We start from the raw sequence: 20376 nt of genomic DNA on the forward strand, positions 1-20376 counted from the left end.
CTTTATGCGCATAAAGTCAGGGCAGCATGGCGACGATTTCGTCGGCACATGCGCGAATTTCGGCGGCGGCCAGCTTGCCGCCGCGATCGTTCATTTGCAGTACGGTCTGACCGAGCGCCATCGCCTGCTTGTACGCTTCCCGAGTCGGAATCTGCGTCTTCAGCAGCGGGAAGCCGAGTTCCTCGAGTGCACGCTTGAGCTCGCGGGTCAGCATGCGCTTCTCTTCGGTCTTGTTCAGCAGGAAGACCGCGCGGAGGTCTTCGTTCATCACCTGCGCCTGCTGAATCAGTTTGACCAGGCCGACGCTCGACCAGTAATCGGCCGGCGACGACGATGTCGGGATCACGGCAATCGATGCGGCCAGCAGGACGACGCCGGAGACTTTCTCGGTGATCGACGGCGGGCAGTCCACGACGATGATGTCGTAGTCGTTGATGAACTTCTTGATCTCGCGATGGATCTGGCCGTCGGCTTCGGCAAGGTTGACGACCGGAAACGGGATGCCGTTGTCGCTGTCGCCGGATGCGCTCGACCAGTGAATCAGCGTGTTTTGACGGTCTGCGTCAATGACGAGGACGCGCTTCCCTTTTTCGTGGAACGCGGCGCCGAGATGCATGGCAATCGTGCTTTTGCCGACGCCCCCTTTTTGTTGAGTGACTGCAATGATTTCCGCGGCCAATTTTCACTCCTGTTTTGGTCGTTGGAATTCTACAGGACGATATTTGAATTTCAATGAAATTGTCGTTCGACAACTACGCATTGGCCATTCGGACTATCGGTTTATGCGCATAAACGAGGTGGCGGAGATAGGTGGCGCGTTTGGACGGTGTGTTGGAGATGGCGAGGCTGATGCCGAGGAGGCGATGGGCTGATCGATGGTCGGGTCTTCACGTGCTACCGCGTCGGAGGACTGTTCGTCGCAGAGGTGTCTCGGTGCGCTGCCCTTTCTCTGGACGGACTGCGTTGGCCTGCGAGCCGGGGAGTTTGTGCGCATAAACTCCGCAGAGGTCGACGCGATCAACTTCGTTAGGAGCGCGCAGGGCATTCGCGAGCGAGAGGAGTAATCTGCGGGCCGGAGTCAGATGCGCGCCCATGAGTTGGTCGTTGAACGGGCATGTATCGAGGCAACGCCCTGTTGGCCCGCAGCGTTTATGCGCATAAACCGGATGCAACGATGGCCCGCGATGCAGGGCCGCAGGCAGAGACCTCGCCTGCGGCAGCGCGCGATGAGGTCGTGCCGGGATGGCTATCGATACAGTGATCTCGTGGTGCCGTCTCGTATCGACATACGTTCTCGCCCCGAGCCGCGCCGCCCTCGTTCCACACTCAGAGGCTTTATGCGCATAAACCTAACCGACGCTGGCAATTACGCGCCCGCTTTCGCCACCCGAGGCAGCCCTCACGAGGCAGGAACCCTCACGAGGCAAGAATCCTCACGAGGCAAGAATCCTCACGAGGCAAGAATCCTCACGAGGCATTGGCTGGGCTAACCGCAGTTCCTTGGTCCCGCGAAGCCCGCCGCCCGACTTTATGCGCATAAACACAATCACTCTTTAAGGCGTCTCCCCAGACACCAGACACGCCCCTCTTCCGTCACGGCGCGCGTTAAACCGAACCGCCTCAGCAACCTGTCGAAAGGAAAGCCGCCCCGATCTCGGTTGAACGACCCCACCGAGCCCCTCAATGCAGACTGGCTACAATACTGGGCTCCACCATCCAGGCTTGAATGATGATCACGATCTACCACAACCCCCGATGCTCGAAGTCCCGCGAGACGCTTGCGTTGGTCGAGTCGCTGAATACCGCCGGCGCGCCGCTGAACGTCGTCGAGTACCTGAAGACGCCGCCATCAGCCGAGGAACTGGAAACGCTGCACAAGCAGCTCGGCCACCCGGTCCGCGACATGCTGCGCGACGGCGAGGAGCCGTACAAGGCGCTGAATCTGGCTCGCGCAGATCTGACCGACGCTGAAGCCTACGCGGCGATCGCCGCTCATCCGATTCTGCTGCAACGCCCCATCGTCGTGTATCGCGGCAAGGCGGTCATCGGTCGTCCGCCTGAGTCGGTGAAGGCGCTGTTCGAATAATTCTTGCCCGGCGTATTTTTCTTATTGCATCAACGTGACCCAGCCCAGCCCGGCACACGCAACGGCAATCCAGGCCGACGCAATCGCCGGGCAACCTGCTACCCGCCACCGATACGTCGACACCGCGGCGTCTAGCCTCCACCGGACGACCCACCATCATCGTCCGGGTCCCGCCCCGCCGCCGCTTTCGCGGCCGTCCGCAACAGCGCGATCTGTCCGCGATAGGCGCGGCATCCGCTGCAAGTCGGCAAATGCACGCGCACCCGCAGGCGCTCGTGCAGCGTCAGATGCCGGTCGAGCGCCTCCGACAGCAGTCGTGTCACGTCAGTACATTTCCCCGGCAGCATCTTCGGTCGTCAGTCCTTTTTCGCTAAGACAGGTTCGCAGACGCGTGCGCGCCCGATACAGCAGCACGCTGCAATGATTCGTCGTCAGCGTCAACTCGCTGCAGATGTCCGCAATCTCGACGTCGAGGAATTCGCGCATCATGAACACGCGCCCGATCTGCTCCGGCAGATGGTCGAGGCAGACCTGGAACAGCGTCCAGAACTGCTGTTGCTGCAACAGCGTTTCGGGCTTCGGCCACGGTCGCGGTTTCGCATGCGCGGCCCAGTGTCCATTGTCCTTGAACAGTTCGCGATCGAGCACGGATTCGCCGTCGAGCTCCGCATCGAGCGCGCTCAGGCTCACCATCCGCTGCCGTACGCGCAGCACGTCGATCAGCTTGTTGCGCAGGATGCCGAACACCCAGGTCTTGTGGGCCGACAGCCCGGCGAACTCGCCGGCATGCGACCACGCGGCGGTCAGCGCTTCCTGCACGGCGTCTTCGGCCGCGTCGGCATCGCGGAGCTGGAGTCGCGCGAAGCGCAGCAGGTCGCGCCGCAGTTGCGCGAGATAGGCGGAATCGTCGTGGGCGGACGGCATGTCTGGGTGGCAGTGTCTCGAAGCGATCGCGCGTGCGTCACGGAGCGGGCGCGTCGCGGTGCGAGCAGCTTACTGGGCGCGGTGCCGGCCTGCAACGCAATGTTCCGTCACGAATTCACGAAACCGGCTGCCGCGCTGCGCTATGCTTGCCGAACCCCGTTTCGCGCGTCGATGCCGCCGCGCGACGGGCAATCTGTAACGTCAGAACATAACGGTCGAGTTATCCACAATTTCTGTGGAAAACCTTGTGGAAAGTCGGCCGGACGGCCCCGTGGGACGGCTCGCGGGCTGGCTTGCCTATAAACAGACCTTTGTCGCCCATTCGGAAGCAATCGATCCGATTCCTCACTCACCGGAAGGAGAATGCCATGTCCTATCGTATTGCGGTCGTCGTCGGCAGCCTGCGTCGCGCTTCGACGAACCGTGCGCTCGCGCACGCCGTGATCTCGCTCGCCCCCGCCGATTTTTCGTTCGAGTTCGTCGAGATCGGCGAGCTGCCGCTGTACAGCCAGGACTACGACGCGGATCTCCCGGAAGTCGCGAAGCGCTTCAAGCAGTCGATCGAAGCCGCCGACGCGCTGCTGTTCGTCACGCCCGAGTACAACCGCTCGATTCCGGGCGTGCTGAAGAATGCGCTCGACTGGGGCTCGCGCCCGTGGGGTTCCAACTCGTGGTCGGGCAAGCCGGGCGCGGTGCTCGGCACGTCGCCGGGCGCGACGGGCACCGCGCTCGCGCAGCAGCACCTGCGCAACGTGCTCGCGTACCTCGACGTGAAGACGCTCGGCCAGCCCGAGATGTTCATCAAGCACGACCCGGCACGCATCGACGACCAGGGGCAGATCGTCAGCGAGGACACCCGCAAGTTCCTGCAGGGCTTCGTCGATCGCTACGCGGGCTGGGTGCGCCTGCTGAAATCGGCCTGACGTCGTCGGCCTGATCGCCGAGCCCGTTCACGCCGTCGCGTCGGCGCCGGCCCGCATACCGCGGGTCACGCGCCGGCGTGTCGTGCGTCGCGCGCTTCGCGGATGCCCAGCAGGATCTCGTCGAGCAGCGCGATGTCGAACGGCTTCGACAGCACGCGGACGTTGACGGTGCGCGTCCGGTCGAGCTCCTCCGCATAACCCGTGACGAGAATCACGGGCAGCTTCCCCGGCCGCTTTTCGACCGCTTCGGCCAGGTCGATACCGTTCAGGCGGCCCGGCATGTGGATGTCCGAAATCACGAGATCGAACGCGTCGTTCGCGGTGGCGCCTTCGATCAGGCGCAACGCGTCGTCGGCGGTGGGCGCATAGGTCACGCGATGACCGAGCAATGACAGCAGCGCTTCCGTGCCGGCCGCGACTTCGCCGTTGTCCTCGACGAGCAGCACGTGCAGGCCGGCGAGCGCGCCGCTCCCCGCGTCGTGCGCGCCGGCCGCCGGCCGCGCGACGACATCCTCGGCGCGTGCGCGCGGCAGGTACAGACGCACCGACGTCCCCGCGCCGACCGCGCTGTCGATCGTCGCGAGGCCGCCCGAGCGTTCGCAGAACGCGAATACTTGCGGCAGGCCGAGCCCCGTCCCCATCCCCTGCGCCTTCGTCGTGAACAGCGGTTCGAATGCGCGCGCGAGCACGTCGGGCGCCATGCCCGAACCCGTGTCGTCGAGCGAGATCTGCACGAAATCGCCGGTCAGCGGAAAGCCGTCCTCGCGGCGCAGCGTGACGTTGCGCGCGCCGACCGTGAAGCGTCCGCCGGTCGCCATCGCGTCGCGCGCGTTGACCGCGAGGTTGATCACCGCGAGCTCGAGCTCCGCGACGTCGACGCGAATCGGCCAGACGCCCGGCTCGATCGCGATGACCAGCGACGACTTCGACCCGAGCGACGTCTTCAGCAGTTCGCGGCACGTGCCGACCCACTGCCCGATGTCGATCGTCTCGTTGTGCAGCGGCTGCTTGCGCGCGACGCCGAGCAACTGCCGCGTGAGCGACTGCCCGTTCTTCAGCGCGCGTTCGATCGCGCCGAGCTCCTTGTCGAGTTGCTCGACGCCGCGCCGCCGCGCGATCTGCACATTGCTCGAGATGATCATCAGCAGGTTGTTGAAGTCGTGCGCGACGCTGCCGACGAGATTGCCGAGCGCCTGCATCTTGCGCGACTGCCGGTACGCCGATTCGATCGAGCGCCGCATCGACGCTTCGGCCTGCCAGCGGTCCCACGCCTCCTCTTCCGCCTTCAGCCGCTTGAGCGACAGCCAGATCACCGACCACAGCGCGACCGACGGCGCGAACATCGAGATGAACAGCACGCTCAGGTGTTCGTACCATTCATGCCAGATCGCCGACGTGCGGTACGCGCAGCTCACGTAGACGGGATAGCTGCCGACCTGGCGATACGCGACGATCTCGCTGGTCGCGCCGTCGTGGCGCACGCGCACGACGCCCGCGCGCGGATCGTTGCGCGCATTGCCGAACGTGACCGAGCGATCGGTGTGCGCCAGCGACGGCGGCGGCGGATACGACGCGATCACCGCGCCGTCCGAGCGCGCGAGCGCCATCGTCATCGGCGTGCTCGCGCCGCCGAGCAGGTCGCGGTAGAACGCGTTGAAATACGACGACTTCAGCGCGATCGACACCATGCCGGCGAACGAACCGTCGCTATGGCGTCGCGCGACGCCCGTGTTGAAGACGGGAATGTTCTCGAGCTTGAGCGGCCCCATCATCAGCCGCGAGATGTGTTCGATGACCTTGCCGTCGCGGATGCCGGCGAAGTCGTCGCGATTCGCGATCGACGCATACGGCGCCGGATAGTAGAGGCTGTTGGCGAGCAGCATCCCGCTCGCGCCGAAGATCGATACGGCGGCCACCTGCGGATAGCCGCCGCCGATCGTGTTCAGCGCTTCGTGGATGTCGGATTCCCTGTTGCGCACGGTCGCGTCGTCCATGTCCTGCACGAGGTCGACGATGCGCGCATCGAGCGTTTCGCTCAGGTCGAACACCTTGAGCGCGTGCTCCTCGGCGACGCGCACCGTGCGCATCGTCACGTCGCTCGCGGCGGCCTCGCGCGCGTTCAGGTCGTTGTACGCCATCACCACCACGTAGATGCACGGCAGCACGATCGCCGCGACGAGCAGCACGATCAGCGTCACGCGGCGCACCGCGAAATCGTGCTCGGGTGCGCCGGACGCGTAGCTGCCGTCGTCCTGCCAGTCGTCGGCGGGAGGGGGGGCGGGGGCGTGGGGGGCGGCAGGCCGTTCGGACGTCATCGAGGAAAGCGGGTGAAGCAGCGGTGCCTGCCATCATAAACGAGTTGCGGCAGCCCGCCGTGCGGCGCCGTACGGACGCGATCCTGTCGCATATGACAGAGGTAAACCGTCAGATTGAAAACGCGACGAATCCGGCAGCGCAAACGTACACAAGGAAAAATTTTGCGTACTTATCTCGAAAATGGTCGCGGCTGTTTTCGGAATGGCGCGCGATCGGATCGATTCTGTTCGAAATGGTGAAAATGGCGAGTTGCATCGCCTCCGGTTTACTCCGAGAATCGCGCCTTGCTTTCCCTATGACAGATACATGCGCCCGCCGGCGATTGCCGCGCGGTGCGTCGCGCGCACCCGCGTCGCGGCGCCCGTGCGCGGCCGCAAGGCGGTTGCCCGCGCCCGAAACGCATGGCACTAAAGAAATGGGCCGCGCGGTCGTTAACGCGAGAGAGACCATTCCGTATACAGCATCGCCCCATGCCTTTGCCGATTGTAATTGCCGACGATTCGCTGCTTGCTCGCAAACTGCTGACAAAGGCGCTGCCGGGAGATTGGGACGTTGACGTCGCGTATGCAGCGAATGGTCGCGAGGCCTTGGCGCTCTATCGTGACGGCAAAGCTTCCGTGATGTTTCTGGACCTGACGATGCCCGACATGAGCGGATATCAGGTCCTGGAAACACTGCGCCACGAAGATCTGAACACGTTCGTGATCGTGGTATCCGCCGATATCCAGCCGCAAGCGCAAGCACGCGTGCGTGAATTGGGCGCGATCGCATTCGTTGCCAAGCCCGTGACGTCGGAGGCATTGCTGCCCATTCTCAAGGAGTATGGGTTGTATGCCTGAATCGGTGTTCACGGCGGAGCAACGCGACGCGTTGCAGGAAATCGCCAACCTTGCAATGGGCCGCGCCGCTGCGCGGCTTGCGTTGCTGCTCGGGCGCTTCATCGAGCTGTCGGTGCCGCGCGTGCGCGTCGTGAAAGCGGCCGACGCGGGCGACGCGCTGCGCGAGATGACGGGTATCCACGACAACGTGACCGCCGTGCGCCAGGGCTTCCGTTCCGACATCAAGGGCGAGGCGATCGTGCTGTGCCGCACGGCGGGCGTCGCGCGGCTCATGTCGGTCGTCGACCGCACGTTCGGCGACGGCGTGTACGGCGGGATGGCGACGCCGGACGAGGTCGTGTTCGACGTCGCGAACGTGCTGATGGGCGCCTGCGTCGCGTCGATTCTCGACGAACTCGGCCGCAAGCCCGTGTTCTTTCCGCCGGGGCTGCTCGGCGCGAACGTGTCGTTCGACGATGTCTTCCAGCCGAACGATCTCGCGTGGAGCGTCGCGCTGCTGCTCGAGGTGAACTTCGGGCTCGAGGATCACACGTTCCGCGCACATTTCGTGATGCTGATGGCCGAGGATTCGATGCGGCTGATGGGCGACGCGCTCGACGCGTTGCTGTCCGCGCTATGACGGCCGCCGCCCCGTCGCTGAGCGACCTCGTGATCGAGCGGGTCGGCTTCGGCCTGTTCGTGCTCGACCGTTCGATGACCGTCCTGATGTGGAATCGCTTCATGCAGGACCACAGCGGCATCCCGGCGGCCGACGTGATCGGCCGCAACCTGTTCGACCGCTTTCCCGACCTGCCGCGCGCGTGGTTGTCGCGCAAGCTCGAGAGCGTGTTCCAGCTCGGCAGCTTCGCCTTCAGCTCGTGGGAGCAGCGGCCCTACCTGTTCCGCTTCGAGCACGACCGGCCGATCACGGGCGGCGTCGACTACATGCAGCAGGACTGCACGTTCATGCCGCTCACGCGCGGCCGCGACGTCGAGGCCGTGTGCGTGACGATCTCGGACGTCACGCATGTGAGCGTGATGCAAAGAGAGCGCGAGGAAGCGGTCGCGAAGCTGCGCGAGCACGCGAATCGCGACGGGCTGACCGGCATCGCGAACCGGCGCTTCTTCGAGGCGCGGCTCGGCGACGAATTCGCGCGCTGGCAGCGCTACGGCAGCGACCTGTCGGTGCTGCTGTTCGACCTCGACCACTTCAAGACGATCAACGACCGCTTCGGGCATGCGGCCGGCGACGCCGTGCTGCGCGAGACGGCGCGCCGCGTCGCGTCGATCGTGCGCGCGCAGGATACGTTCGGCCGTTTCGGCGGCGAGGAATTCGCGCTGCTGCTGCCGTGCACGAATCTCGACGAGGCGATGCGGGTGGCCGACAAGGTGCGCGAGGCGATCGGCAGCACGCCGGTCGATGCCGAGGGCGTCAGCGTGCCGGTCACGGCGAGCGTCGGCGGCGCGTGCGCGAAAGCCGGCGCGCTGACCTGCGACGTGCTCGTCAGCGAGGCCGACGCCGCGCTCTATCGTGCGAAGCGGCTCGGGCGCGATCGGTCGGTCGCGTATACGCCTGACTGACCGCACCCGCCCCGCTCAGCTTTTCGCGATGTCGGCGAGCACGCCGGCCAGCACGGCCGGCTCCGACACGAACGGCGAGTGGCTGCTGTCGAGCTGATGCACGTGGGTCGGGTTGCCGGGCGCGAACGCGTCGGCTTCGTCGATGAAGCGCTGCTGCAGCGCGGGCAGGATCACGCGATCCTGCAGGCACTTGATGTAGTGACGGTCGATCGCCCCCCAGCGTGCGGCGGTCGTCGGGATCGCGGTCGCGAACGGCGTGGCCGGCACGTCGCAGCTCATCAGGTTCGTGACCGCGTCGAAGTCGGCCTGCGGCACGTCTTCGTACAACGCGCGCTTCATCGAGTCGCGATACGCGGCGTCGCCGCTGTGCGGATCGATGCGCAGCGCACCGGCCACGCGCGGGCTCGCGAGCATCAGCGGGCCGAGCAGCTCGCCCTTGTTTTCCGGCGCGCGCACGTAGTCGAGGCCCGGCACGCCCGACGCGGGCATGAAGGCCGCGAGATAGACGAGCTTCGCGATCTTCTCCGGCGCGCGTTCGGCAGCCGCCGTGATCGCGAGGCCGCCCATGCTGTGCCCGACCAGCACGACCTTGCCGCGGCCGAGCGCGTACGCGTCGTCGACGGCCTGCATCACCTGCGTCGCGTAGTCGTCGAGCGTCGTGTTCGCGACCGGCGACGGCTCGGCGCCGAACGCGTCCTTGTCGAGCGGCCGTGCGAGATACGACGCGGGAAAGCGCGCATGGATGCCGTGCGCGGGCAGGTCGCGCGCGATCGACAGGTAGCCGCGCGCAGCGAGCGCGTCCGCCACGTGCGCGTAGCACCACGCGCCATGCCACGCGCCGTGCACGAGCACGAAAACGGGATGATCGGACTGCGGGGTGGCGGTGTCGTTCGTCTCCATGGTGTCCGTATTTTTTCGAGAAAGGTGTCATCTTAGACGAACCCGCCGGCATCGAGACGCGATCGCGCGGCGCGTTTCCTGATCGGGCAACGATCCGTCCCTTTGTGTCGCGCAGGCCACATTTCGTCCGGATCCGATTTGAATTTGTGCCGAAGCGCGCTAATTTGTTGTTTTGCTTGCGATTGCTCCCCATGAACGTCGACTATCTCTTCTACCGGAAGCCGAACAAACCCGGCCCCTATTCGCTCGACGATCTGGGCGACATCGCGCCGCCGATCGGCCCGGGCGCCCTGGTGCGCGAGGGCATCGCGCGCGTGTTCGAGCAGATCGACTGGCAGGAATCGCCCGACGTGCCGGGCGCGTGGTTCGGTACGGGCGGCGCGGTTTTCCAGTTCACCGCCGAGCCTGACGGCCGCGTGACGAGCTTCATGGGCTCGCGCCTCGAGCGCCGCTCGATGCTGCAGCTCACGCGCGAAATGGGGCTCATCGCGCTCGACCTGCAGCGCGACATCGTTTACGGCTGACGCGCCGCGCGACGCCCGTTCGCGGAGGCGGCCGCAGAGGCCTGCCGGTGGCGCTCGATGCCCCGCCACACATGGCGCGTGTCCGCCATCGAACTTCAAAGATTGCTATACTTTCGGCCAATTCCGGCTTCCGGCCGGTAATTTGTGCCTGTCTGCGTCGATCGTTCGCATATCTCGCACGCATTGACGTCCTGACCATCCCAGCCGGGCATGGCTTCTTCAATCGCCCCGCGTGGGTGTCTCCGTGGAGCTCGTCTTGGCCGTTTCCCATTCCGTCGTGGACGAACAAGAAACCGACGCCGCTGCCGTCACATCGGGCAGCTCCTTCTATCTGGCGATGCGCATCCTGCCGGCCGTGCAGCGCGATGCGATGTTCCAGGTCTACGCGTTTTGCCGCGCGGTCGACGACATCGCCGACAGCGACCTGCCGCGCGCCGAGCGCAACGCGGGCCTCGATCGCTGGCGCGCGGACATCGACGCATGCTTCGCCGGCCGCCCGCCGCGCCACCTGGCCGCGCTCGATCGCGAGATCCGCGCGTTCAACCTGCAGCGCGACGATTTCCACGCGATGATCGACGGGATGGCGATGGACGCGGTGGAAGACATCTGCGCGCCCGACGAGCCGACGCTCGACCTCTTCTGCGATCGCGTGGCGAGCGCGGCCGGCCGGCTGTCGGTGAGGATCTTCGGGATGCCGGAAGCCGAAGGGATCACGCTGTCGCACCACCTCGGCCGCGCGCTGCAACTGACGAACATCCTGCGCGACATCGACGACGACGCGGCGATCAACCGGTGCTACCTGCCGCGCGAGCTGCTCGCGCGCGAAGGCATCGCGATCACCGATCCGGCGACGATCGTGCGCGATCCGGCGCTGCCGCGCGTGTGCGCGACGCTCGTCGAGCGCGCGCTCGAGCACTTCCGCCAGGCCGACGCGGTGATGGACACCTGCCCGCGTGCGCAGGTGAAGGCGCCGCGCATCATGTCGGGCGCGTATCGCTGCATTCTCGAGGCCGCGATCGCACGCGGCTTTGCCGCGCCGCGCGCGCCGCTGCGCAAGCCGAAGGCGCGCATGCTGATGATCGCCGCGCGCTACGCGCTGTTCTGAGTCGACCGACGCGATGCCCAGAACCGTCCACGTGATCGGCGCAGGACTCGCGGGCCTGTCGGCCGCGGTCGAGTTGCAACGCCGCGGGCGGCGCATCGTGCTGCACGACGCGCACGCACACGCGGGCGGCCGTTGCCGCTCGTGGTTCGACGGGACGCTGAACACGACGCTCGACAGCGGGCTGCATACGGTTTTCGCGGGACAGCCCGCGACGCAGCGCTACCTGCGCGCGATCGGCGCGGCCGATCAGCTCGCGGGGCCCGCGCTGGCTGAATTCCCGGTCATGGACATCGCTTCGCAGCAGCGCTGGACGCTGCGTTTCGGCAACGGCCGCTGGCCGTCGTGGCTGTTCGATGCCGCGTCGCGCGCGCCGGGCACGACGCCGCTCGACTACCTCGCGCTGGCCCCGCTCGCGTTCGCGCGCACGGGCCGCTCGCTCGCGCAGACGATGCGATGCGACGGCGTGCTGTGGGATCGCTGGCTGCGACCGTTTTTCCTCGGGGTGCTGAATATCGAGCCGCGCCACGCGAGCGCCGAGCTCGCGCGCGCCGCGCTGCGCAGCACGTTTGCCGCGGGCGGCCTCGGCTGCCGTCCGCTCGTCGCGCGCCGCGGGCTCGGCAGCGCGTTCGTCGAACCGGCGCTGCGGATGCTGCAGTACGGCGGCGCACAGATCCGCCTGAATTCGCGGCTCGACGCGTTCGAATTCGGCGCGCACGGCAATGCGGTCGATGCGGTGTCGGTCGGCGGCGAGCGCATCGATCTCGCGCCCGGCGACGCGGTCGTGCTGGCCGTGCCGCCCGAGGTTGCGCAGCCGCTCGTGCCCGAACTCACCGCGCCCGACACGTTCAGCGCGGTCGTGACCGCGTATTTCGCGGTCGACAAGCCGGCCGGCAATCCGCTGCAGACGACCGTCGTCAACGGTGTCGTCGATGCGGTGCGGACCGGCGACGGCCAGCTCGCGGCGACGATCCGCGATGCGGGCCGCTGGCTCGACATGCCGCGCGACACGCTCGCGCGGCGCATCTGGGAAGACGTCGCGCGCGTGACCGGCGCGAACCCGGAAACCATCCCTGCGTGGCAGCTCGTCGTCGAGCCGCGCGCGGGCTTTGCGGCGGTGCCGTCGCAGGAAATGAAACGTCCGGCCGTGCGTACGCGCTGGACCAATCTTGTACTCGCGGGCGACTGGATTGCCACCGGCTTGCCCGCCACGATCGAGGGCGCGATCCGTTCCGGCCAGTTGGCCGCGGACGTGCTCCAGACGCAATAAAGAGAGGGACCGATGAACGATCTCACCGAAATGGCTAGCTTGTCCGCCGGCGCCGTGCCGGCCGACGTCGACGCGGCTGTCGCGCGTGCGACCGACGCACTGCTGGCCGCGCAGCAACCGGACGGACACTGGGTCTACGAACTCGAAGCCGATTCGACGATTCCCGCCGAATACGTGCTGCTCGTTCACTATCTGGGCGAGACGCCGAACCTCGAGCTCGAACAGAAGATCGGCAAGTATCTGCGCCGCATCCAGCAGGCCGACGGCGGCTGGCCGCTGTTTACCGACGGCGCGCCGAACATCAGTGCGAGCGTGAAGGCGTACTTCGCGCTGAAGGTGATCGGCGACGACGAGAACGCCGAGCACATGCAGCGTGCGCGCCGCGCGATCCACGCGATGGGCGGCGCCGAGATGTCGAACGTGTTCACGCGCATCCAGCTCGCGCTGTACGGTGCGATTCCGTGGCGCGCGGTGCCGATGATGCCGGTCGAGATCATGCTGCTGCCGCAGTGGTTCCCGTTCCACCTGTCGAAGGTGTCGTACTGGGCGCGCACCGTGATCGTGCCGCTGCTGGTGCTGAACGCGAAGCGTCCGCTCGCGAAGAACCCGCGCGGCGTGCGCATCGACGAGCTGTTCATCGATCCGCCCGTCAACGCCGGGCTGCTGCCGCGCCAGGGCCATCAGAGCGCCGGCTGGTTCGCGTTCTTCCGCGTGGTCGACCATGCGCTGCGCGCGGTCGACGGCCTGTTCCCGAGCTATACGCGCGAACGCGCGATCCGTCAGGCCGTGTCGTTCGTCGACGAGCGCCTGAACGGCGAGGACGGCCTCGGCGCGATCTATCCGGCGATGGCCAACGCGGTGATGATGTACGACGTGCTCGGCTACGCGGAAGATCATCCGAACCGCGCGATCGCGCGCAAGGCGCTCGAGAAGCTGCTCGTCGTGCAGGAGGACGAAGCGTATTGCCAGCCGTGCCTGTCGCCCGTGTGGGATACGTCGCTCGTCGCGCATGCGCTGCTGGAAACCGGCGATGCGCGCGCGCAGGCAGCCGTGCTGCGCGGCCTCGAATGGCTGCGCCCGCTGCAGATTCTCGACGTGCGCGGCGACTGGATCTCGCGCCGCCCGAACGTGCGGCCCGGCGGCTGGGCGTTCCAGTACGCGAACGCGCACTACCCGGACGTCGACGATACGGCCGTGGTCGTGATTGCGATGGATCGCGCGCAGAAGCTCGAGCAGTCGGATACGTATCGCGAATCGATGGCGCGTGCGCGCGAATGGGTCGTCGGCATGCAGAGCAGCGACGGCGGCTGGGGCGCGTTCGAACCGGAAAACACGCAGTACTACCTGAACAACATCCCGTTCTCCGATCACGGCGCGCTGCTCGATCCGCCGACGGCCGACGTGTCGGGCCGCTGCCTGTCGATGCTGTCGCAGCTCGGCGAGACGCCGCTGAACAGCGAGCCGGCCCGCCGCGCGCTCGACTACATGCTGAGGGAACAGGAGCCGGACGGCAGCTGGTACGGCCGCTGGGGGATGAACTACGTGTACGGCACGTGGACCGCGCTGTGCTCGCTGAACGCGGCCGGCCTGACGCCGGACGATCCGCGCATGAAGCGCGGTGCGCAGTGGCTGCTGTCGATCCAGAACAAGGACGGCGGCTGGGGCGAGGACGGCGACAGCTACAAGCTGAACTACCGCGGTTTCGAGCAGGCGCCGAGCACGGCGTCGCAGACGGCCTGGGCGCTGCTCGGCCTGATGGCGGCCGGCGAAGTGAACAACCCGGCCGTGGCGCGCGGCGTCGACTACCTGGTCGCCCAGCAGAACGAAGAAGGCCTGTGGGACGAGACGCGCTTCACGGCGACCGGCTTCCCGCGCGTGTTCTACCTGCGCTACCACGGCTATCGCAAGTTCTTCCCGCTGTGGGCGCTGGCGCGCTACCGCAACCTGAAGCGCGACAACGCGACCCGCGTCACGGTGGGGATGTAACGCGTGGGCGTGTCACGGCACAACGGCGCATTGCCCGTCATCGCGGTCACGGGGATGGCGTTCGAGGCGCGCATCGCGCGCGGCGACGGCGTCGAGGCCGTGTTCGCCGCGCGGGCCGACCGGCTCGAACGCGCGCTGACCGATGCGACCGCGCGCGGTTGCGCGGGCATCGTCAGCTTCGGCACGGCGGGCGGCCTCGCGCCGGATCTGGCGCCCGGCGCGCTCGTGATCGCGAACGCGATCGACGGGCCGTTCGGCCGCGTGGAGACCGATGCGGGCTGGAGCACGCGGCTCGTCGCCGCGCTGCACGACACGCCGGTGTGGGCGCGCGTCACGCGCGGCACGATCGCGGCCGTCGGCGCGCCGGTCGTCAGCGAACAGGACAAGGCGTCGCTGCATCACGCGAAGGGCGCGCTGGCCGTCGACATGGAGTCGCACATCGCCGCGGCCTTCGCGGCCGCGCGCGGCGTGCCGTTCGCGGTGTGCCGCGCGATCGTCGATCCGGCGTGGCGCACGCTGCCGCGTGCGGCAACGGCAGGCCTGCGCGACGACGGCAGCACGGCGATCCTGCCGATCCTGCGCGAACTGCTGAAGCAGCCGTCGCAGCTCGGCCCGCTGCTGCAGGTCGCCAGCGACGCGCGCGCGGCGCGTACGACGCTGATCCAGGCGCGGCACGCGTTCGAGCGGGCGGGCGCGATGCGGATCGTCTGAGCGGCACGCGCCGCTGCCCTCTTCCCCGCTTTCCGGTTTGCCGTTTCGCGCGGACAAAAAAAGAGCGCTGCATCATGCAGCGCTCTTTGCTTTTGCGCGGCCGCCGTTGCGACGTTACTGCACGGCCGGACCGCTCGCGGGCAGCGTCGGCATCGCCGGCGCGATCGGCGCGCCATTGGCGGCCGGCACTGTCGTCGCACCAGCCGAAGCGGCCGCCGGTGCAGCCGCCGACGCAGCGACCGGCGCAGCAGCAGGCGCACTCGCCGGCATCGCATTGTCCGCACCCGGGTCGTCGTACTGCGGCAATCCCGGCGCGGCCGGTGCGTTGTTCGGCGCCGCGCCCGATGCGCCACCCGCGTCGCCCGGATCCTCGTAGTTCGGCAGCCCCGGCATGGCGGGTGTCGCGGCCGGCACGGCGCCCGCTTCACCCGGTTCGTTGTAGCTCGGCAGCGCGGCCGACGACGACTGGCTCCGGTACGTCAGCGACTTGCGCTGTTGCAGATACGCATCGCGCACGAACGAATACGGATCGAGCGCGGCCTGCTTCAGCAGGTCGGTCGCGCCGAGCAGGTCCGAACGCGCGCTGATGAACTGCGCGATGTACATCGGATTGCGCGCGGCCGGCTCGATATAGTTCAGCAGGTTGAAGCGCACGTCCACCGCGCGGCCGACGCCGTCGCGGATCGTGCTCGGCCCGAACACGGGCAGCACGAGGTACGGGCCGGACGGCATGCCCCAGCGCGCCATCGTCAGCCCGAAATCCTGGTGATGCTTCGGCAGCCCGGCCGGCGTCGCGATGTCGATCAGGCCGGCGACGCCGAACACCGAGTTCATCGCCACGCGCATCAGATCCTGCGTCGCATCGGTGATGCGCAACTGCAGCAGGTTGTTCGCCATGTTGCCGAGATCGCCGAGGTTCGAGAAGAAGTTGCTGATCGCGGTGCGCACCGGGGTCGGCGTGACTTTCTGGTAGCCCTTCGCGATCGGCTGGGCGATGTTCGTGTCGACCGTGTCGTTGAACTTGTACATCGCCCGGTTCATCGGCTCGAGCGGGTCGTTGGGATTGCGGTTCGGTCCCGTCGCGCAGCCGGTCAGCATCGCGCTGGCGGCGACGGTCGCCGCAATGATTCGCACCTTATTCATTGATTCCTTGCGATTGGTTCTTGGCGCGGTTGACGCGCGGTTTGCCCATCAGGACGGGCTGGAACACCACGGCGCCGATCAGCGTACAGGTCAGGGCCAGCGCGAGCAGCTTGCCCATGCTCGACGTGCCCGGATGGTGCGATAGCCACAGGCTGCCGAATGCGGTCGCCGTCGTCGCGGCGCTGAACAGCACGGCGTGCGTGAGGCTCGAATGCAGCAGCCCCGTCTGCCCCGCGCGCCACGCCATCACGAAATACACCTTGAACGCGACGCCGACGCCGAGCATCAGCGGCAGCGCGATGATGTTCGCGAAGTTCAGCGACATGCCGAGCACGACGCACATCTCGAGCGTCACGATGCCCGACACGAGCAGCGGCACCAGCGTCCGCAGTACGTCGCCGAAGCGGCGCAGCGTGACCCACAGCAGGATCGTGATCGAGATGATCGACCACAGCCCCGCATGCAGGAACGCGTTGATGATCGTGTCGGCCGAATGCAGGATCGAGATCGGCCCGCCGGTCGCGCCCGGTTCCGCGGCCTTCACGGCCTTGGCGAAACGGCGCAGCATCGTGTCGTCGTTCGGGTCGACGCCCTTCGGCACTTTCGGCGAGATCTGCACGAGCGCGTGGCCGTCCGGCGCGACCCAGTCGCGCACCACCTGCGGCGGCAGCGATTCGCGCGTGATGTCCTGCGGCTGCAGCAGCGAGGCGAGCTGGTTGAGCGCGATGCGCAGCGTATCGGAGAACGCACGTTCGGCACGGTCGCGCGTCGCGCTGTCGGCGGCGGCGAGCTTCGCGAGCGACGCGGACAGGTGCTGCGCGGCCGCTGCGCCCGGGCCCGGGTGATCTTCGGCCGCATAGCTCAGGAGATCCGACACGCGCTTGAGCGCGGCCACGCGTTGCGCGTCGGTCGCGGGCGGCGCGGCCGGCTGCGTCAGCGCGGGCAGCAGCTCGCTCGCGGCCGCGGCGATCGCCGCGCGCTTGGCCGGCTGGTCGGCGGGGATGAAGGTCGACAGCGTGGTCGTGCGGCCGACTTCGGGCAGCGCGTCGAGGCGCTTCGCGGCCGCATCGGCTTGCGCGAGCGACGGCGCGAGCAGCGTGACGTCGTTGACGGCGGCTTCCGGCGAATCCTTCAGCGCGAGCAGCGTCGCCATCGATTCGCTGTTCGGGTCCTTCAGGTGCAGCGGGTTGAAGTCGAAATGCAGGAACGCGAGCAGCGGCAGCGCGCCGATCACGACCGCGAGCGTGCCGATCAGGATCGGCTTGCGATGGCGATCGAGGTAATCGTCGACCGGCGCGAGCCACGGAAAGCCCGGCGTCTTCGATTCGCCCGGCGGCGCGAACAGGCGCAGCAGCGCGGGCAGCAGCGTGAGCGTGGTCAGCAGTGCGACGAACATCCCGACGCCCGCGATCAGGCCGAGCTCGGATACGCCGCGATACGCGGTGGGGATGAACGAGAAGAAGCTCGCCGCGACGGCCGCGGTGGCGAGCGCGAGCGGCATGCCCATCGAGTGCGCGGCACCGATCAGCGCGTGATCGATGCGCTCATCGCGGAAGCGTTCCTCGCGGTACTTCACGCCGTACTGGATCGAGAAGTCGACGCCGAGGCCGACGAACAGCACCATGAACGCGACCGAGATCATGTTCAGCGAGCCGACCATCGCGAGGCCGAGCGCGGCCGTCACGACGAGGCCGACGAACAGCGTGACGAGCACCGAGCCGATCATCCGCTTCGAGCGCAGCGCCAGCCACAGGATCACGAGTACGGCGAGCAGCGTGAGTGCGCCGTTGAGCGCGGCGCCGTCTTCGACCGACGCGAATTCGTCGTCGGCGAGCGGCTGTTCGCCGGTCAGGCGCACGGCCGCGCCGTAGCGCTTGTCGAGATCGAGCGAACGGGCCGCGTCGCGGATCACCTGGCTCGTCGCCGCGCCGGCCTTCAGCGCGCCGTAGTTGACCACCGGCTGCACGGTGACGAACGCGCGCGCGGGCTGCCGCGCGGCATCGTTGTCGACCAGCGCGCGCCACGAGAACGCGGCCGGCTTGCCGGCCAGCACGTCGTCGACCGTCGCCGCGCTACGCGCGAGCAGCTTCGCCATCGCGGGCAGCTTCACCTGGCCGGTCAGGAGCGGCTGGCCGAGCGTGGTGGACAGCGTGGTGGCGAGCCCGGTGAGGCTCGGGTTCTTCGCGAGTTCGTTGACGAGCGGGCGCGCGCTCGCGAGCTGCGCGGTCGTATCGGAGACGTCCTGCGGCGACAGGAACAGCAGCCCGTTGTGCTCGAAGAACGGCCCGCCGCCCGGTTCGGCAACCGGGCCGATGCGACCGGCGTCGGCGTCCTTCTGCAGGGCTTCGGTCAGCGCGTGCGCGGCGGCCGTCGCGAATTCGGGCGCGGGCGCCTCGACGACCGCGAGGATCGTGCCGTTGCGTTGCGGGAACGCCTTGTCGACGGCCTGGCCGAGCGCGGCCCATTGCGGTTCCGCATCGACGAGCTTGCTGATGTCGGTGTTGATCTTGAAATGCTGCGCGACGTAGACGCCGCTGAAGGCGGCGATGGCGAGCGACAGGACGACGACCCAGACGGGGCGGCGCACCGACCACGCAACGAGTCGGACGATGAGAGAAGTCACCATGTGGCGGTGGGGAGCGGCTGGCTAGGGCAAAGTAGCCAAGTATACCGGCGCGGCGCGGCGACGGTCGTGACGGTGGGGAGATTCGGGGCGGGAAGGATATTTGCTCCCGGCGTTGCAATCGGATCGCGCGGCCGGTTCATTTGTATGGGGATATTTACATAATCGGCGCGGCGCTGCGTCGACACGCCGATGCGCGCCTGTGACAAACGCGACTGAAAGGTAACAGTCGGTCACCGGGCGGCAACGCGGCGTCAGGCCCGGTATACTTTGCTCCACCGGCCGATGCAAAGAGCCGGCCGTTTTTTCCCATCGAGTGCGAAATTCGTATGAAACGTCATCTGTTTGCTTTCGTCGCGGCGGCCGCCGTGTCGATTTCCGCTTTCGCGCAGAGCGCGCCGGTCGATATCGTCCGCACGGCGGTCGAGGGTACCGTCAATGCGATGAAGGCCGATCCGGCCGCGCGCGGCGGCGACATGGCGAAGATCACGCAGGTCGTCGAGCAGCGCTTCCTGCCCGTGACCAATTTCGAGCGCACCACCCGCATCGCGGTCGGCGACGCGTGGAAGCAGGCCACGCCGCAACAGCAGCAGGAGTTGTACAAGCAGTTCCGCTTGCTGATGACGCGCACCTACGCCGCGTCGCTCGCGCAGCTCGGCAACCAGGACGCGAAGTTCTCGTTCAAGCCCGGCGGCGCATCGGGCGCCGACGCGCTCGTGCAGTCGACGGTGACGACGCCGGGCGACAGCCAGTCGGTCGGCTATCGTCTCGGCAAGGTCGGCAACGACTGGAAGATCTACGACATCGACATGTCGGGTGCGTGGCTGATCCAGGTCTACCAGGGTCAATTCAAGAGCCAGCTCGCGACGGGTGGGATCGACGGGCTGATCGCGTATCTGCAGAAACATAATTCGCGGACGAACTGAGCGCCGCTGCGCGTAGTTCGGATGCATGGAAGGCGCCTTCGGGCGCCTTTTCTATTCGTAGGTCAGTCGAGCGGTAGAGAGGGGACGACTACTGTGCGATGCTGACTCAGCGAATCACATACGAAGCGAGAAAAAACAGCATCCTAGGGGGAATCAATGTGGCCAAGGAGCACAGTACCTTTTGCGGTGTCGCCCGTCGCCTCCCTACTCTCCAGCCCGCGAAGGCAAACCCAAGCGATGGCCCAATCAGAAACCCGACAAGTAGAGCGACAAGCGGCCACGGCGGTGAGCACAGGTCGATCTCATGGCAACCGTCCCGGCCCGAAGGCAGTCGCAAGCCGATATGAATTCGCCAGTTGATCCGGCTTCCGATCCAGCATGCGAGCCAAGTAGTGATCAGGCCGGCGATCCAGTACAGAAGCGAGTATCCGACGCGTCTCATGTTGCGTTGCCCGTCGGTAGGATGGTTAACGGGATTTCCTGCGAGTCACGACAATTGCACCGGCTATTGCGAAAATTAAAATCAATCCGCCCCATGTGACG

18 protein-coding genes are annotated in these 20376 nt (G+C 67.0%); 11 read left to right on the top strand and 7 right to left on the bottom strand.

Translation table 11 applies throughout. The features are described 5' to 3' along the window. Positions 1-16 precede the first annotated feature (16 nt). Positions 17-679: a ParA family partition ATPase gene (parA, locus tag HWW87_RS31905; RefSeq protein WP_175823644.1), complete on the bottom strand. Its 663-nt coding sequence runs from the start codon at positions 677-679 to the stop codon at positions 17-19. A gap of 1050 nt (positions 680-1729) precedes the next feature. Between parA and arsC the strand changes: the two genes are divergently transcribed. Then, positions 1730-2086 (top strand): arsenate reductase (glutaredoxin), encoded by a 357-nt coding sequence (gene arsC, locus HWW87_RS31910; RefSeq protein WP_175823645.1) that lies wholly within the window; start codon positions 1730-1732, stop codon positions 2084-2086. 131 nt (positions 2087-2217) lie between these two features. Here the strand turns inward: arsC and HWW87_RS31915 are convergent, their stop codons facing one another. Then, the gene (locus tag HWW87_RS31915) at positions 2218-2433 is read right to left on the bottom strand and encodes a zf-HC2 domain-containing protein (protein WP_175823646.1); all 216 of its coding nucleotides are present in this window, start codon (positions 2431-2433) and stop codon (positions 2218-2220) included. Beyond that, positions 2411-3010, bottom strand: a complete 600-nt coding sequence (locus HWW87_RS31920; RefSeq protein WP_175823647.1) for an RNA polymerase factor sigma-70 — start codon at positions 3008-3010, stop codon at positions 2411-2413. Before HWW87_RS31920 ends, HWW87_RS31915 begins: the two co-directional genes overlap by 23 nt. A 368-nt stretch (positions 3011-3378) precedes the next feature. Between HWW87_RS31920 and HWW87_RS31925 the strand changes: the two genes are divergently transcribed. Continuing rightward, complete coding sequence (locus HWW87_RS31925) at positions 3379-3933, top strand: NAD(P)H-dependent oxidoreductase (RefSeq protein ID WP_175823648.1); 555 nt, start codon at positions 3379-3381, stop codon at positions 3931-3933. A 65-nt stretch (positions 3934-3998) separates the two neighbouring features. On the opposite strand, the gene HWW87_RS31930 is transcribed toward HWW87_RS31925, so the two are convergent. Further along, positions 3999-6248 carry a hybrid sensor histidine kinase/response regulator gene (locus tag HWW87_RS31930; protein ID WP_175823649.1) on the bottom strand — a complete coding sequence of 750 codons (2250 nt, stop codon included), beginning with the start codon at positions 6246-6248 and terminating at the stop codon, positions 3999-4001. 471 nt (positions 6249-6719) lie between these two features. Here HWW87_RS31930 and HWW87_RS31935 point away from each other — a divergent pair, with 471 nt between their 5' ends. The 3 genes from HWW87_RS31935 to HWW87_RS31945 are packed head-to-tail and all read left to right on the top strand — an operon-like array spanning position 6720 to position 8648. After that, entirely contained in the window at positions 6720-7088 is a 369-nt protein-coding gene (locus HWW87_RS31935) for a response regulator (RefSeq protein WP_011548759.1), read from the top strand. Continuing rightward, the gene (locus HWW87_RS31940; protein WP_174432530.1) at positions 7081-7707 is read left to right on the top strand and encodes a chemotaxis protein CheC; all 627 of its coding nucleotides are present in this window, start codon (positions 7081-7083) and stop codon (positions 7705-7707) included. Before HWW87_RS31935 ends, HWW87_RS31940 begins: the two co-directional genes overlap by 8 nt. Further along, complete coding sequence (locus HWW87_RS31945; protein WP_174387324.1) at positions 7704-8648, top strand: diguanylate cyclase; 945 nt, start codon at positions 7704-7706, stop codon at positions 8646-8648. The genes HWW87_RS31940 and HWW87_RS31945 overlap by 4 nt, the downstream gene beginning before the upstream one ends. Positions 8649-8663: 15 nt before the next feature. On the opposite strand, the gene HWW87_RS31950 is transcribed toward HWW87_RS31945, so the two are convergent. Further along, a complete protein-coding gene (locus HWW87_RS31950) occupies positions 8664-9548 on the bottom strand; it encodes an alpha/beta fold hydrolase (RefSeq protein WP_174387325.1) in 885 nt (294 codons plus the stop codon). A 191-nt stretch (positions 9549-9739) separates the two neighbouring features. On the opposite strand from HWW87_RS31950, the gene HWW87_RS31955 reads away from it, so the two are divergent. The 5 genes from HWW87_RS31955 (at position 9740) to HWW87_RS31975 (ending at position 15141) form a co-directional block, all read left to right on the top strand. Further along, on the top strand, positions 9740-10072 hold the full coding sequence (locus HWW87_RS31955) for a hypothetical protein (RefSeq protein WP_069619675.1): 333 nt from the start codon (positions 9740-9742) through the stop codon (positions 10070-10072). Between the two features lie 256 nt (positions 10073-10328). Then, positions 10329-11177 carry a presqualene diphosphate synthase HpnD gene (gene hpnD, locus HWW87_RS31960; protein WP_174432532.1) on the top strand — a complete coding sequence of 283 codons (849 nt, stop codon included), beginning with the start codon at positions 10329-10331 and terminating at the stop codon, positions 11175-11177. A gap of 13 nt (positions 11178-11190) precedes the next feature. Next, on the top strand, positions 11191-12444 hold the full coding sequence (gene hpnE, locus HWW87_RS31965) for a hydroxysqualene dehydroxylase HpnE (protein WP_175823650.1): 1254 nt from the start codon (positions 11191-11193) through the stop codon (positions 12442-12444). A 12-nt stretch (positions 12445-12456) separates the two neighbouring features. Continuing rightward, positions 12457-14430: a squalene--hopene cyclase gene (gene shc / locus HWW87_RS31970; RefSeq protein WP_175823651.1), complete on the top strand. Its 1974-nt coding sequence runs from the start codon at positions 12457-12459 to the stop codon at positions 14428-14430. A 54-nt stretch (positions 14431-14484) separates the two neighbouring features. Next, the gene (locus HWW87_RS31975; RefSeq protein ID WP_244107382.1) at positions 14485-15141 is read left to right on the top strand and encodes a phosphorylase; all 657 of its coding nucleotides are present in this window, start codon (positions 14485-14487) and stop codon (positions 15139-15141) included. Between the two features lie 114 nt (positions 15142-15255). Here HWW87_RS31975 and HWW87_RS31980 read toward each other — a convergent pair whose 3' ends face one another. Then, positions 15256-16284, bottom strand: a complete 1029-nt coding sequence (locus HWW87_RS31980) for a VacJ family lipoprotein (protein ID WP_175823653.1) — start codon at positions 16282-16284, stop codon at positions 15256-15258. Continuing rightward, positions 16277-18910 carry an MMPL family transporter gene (locus HWW87_RS31985; RefSeq protein ID WP_175823654.1) on the bottom strand — a complete coding sequence of 878 codons (2634 nt, stop codon included), beginning with the start codon at positions 18908-18910 and terminating at the stop codon, positions 16277-16279. Before HWW87_RS31985 ends, HWW87_RS31980 begins: the two co-directional genes overlap by 8 nt. A 326-nt stretch (positions 18911-19236) precedes the next feature. Between HWW87_RS31985 and HWW87_RS31990 the strand changes: the two genes are divergently transcribed. Next, positions 19237-19833 (top strand): ABC transporter substrate-binding protein, encoded by a 597-nt coding sequence (locus tag HWW87_RS31990; protein ID WP_175823655.1) that lies wholly within the window; start codon positions 19237-19239, stop codon positions 19831-19833. The last annotated feature ends 543 nt before the right edge of the window (positions 19834-20376 follow it).

Origin of the sequence: Burkholderia sp. BCC0419 (assembly GCF_902830285.1) — a bacterium.
Classification (GTDB): domain Bacteria; phylum Pseudomonadota; class Gammaproteobacteria; order Burkholderiales; family Burkholderiaceae; genus Burkholderia.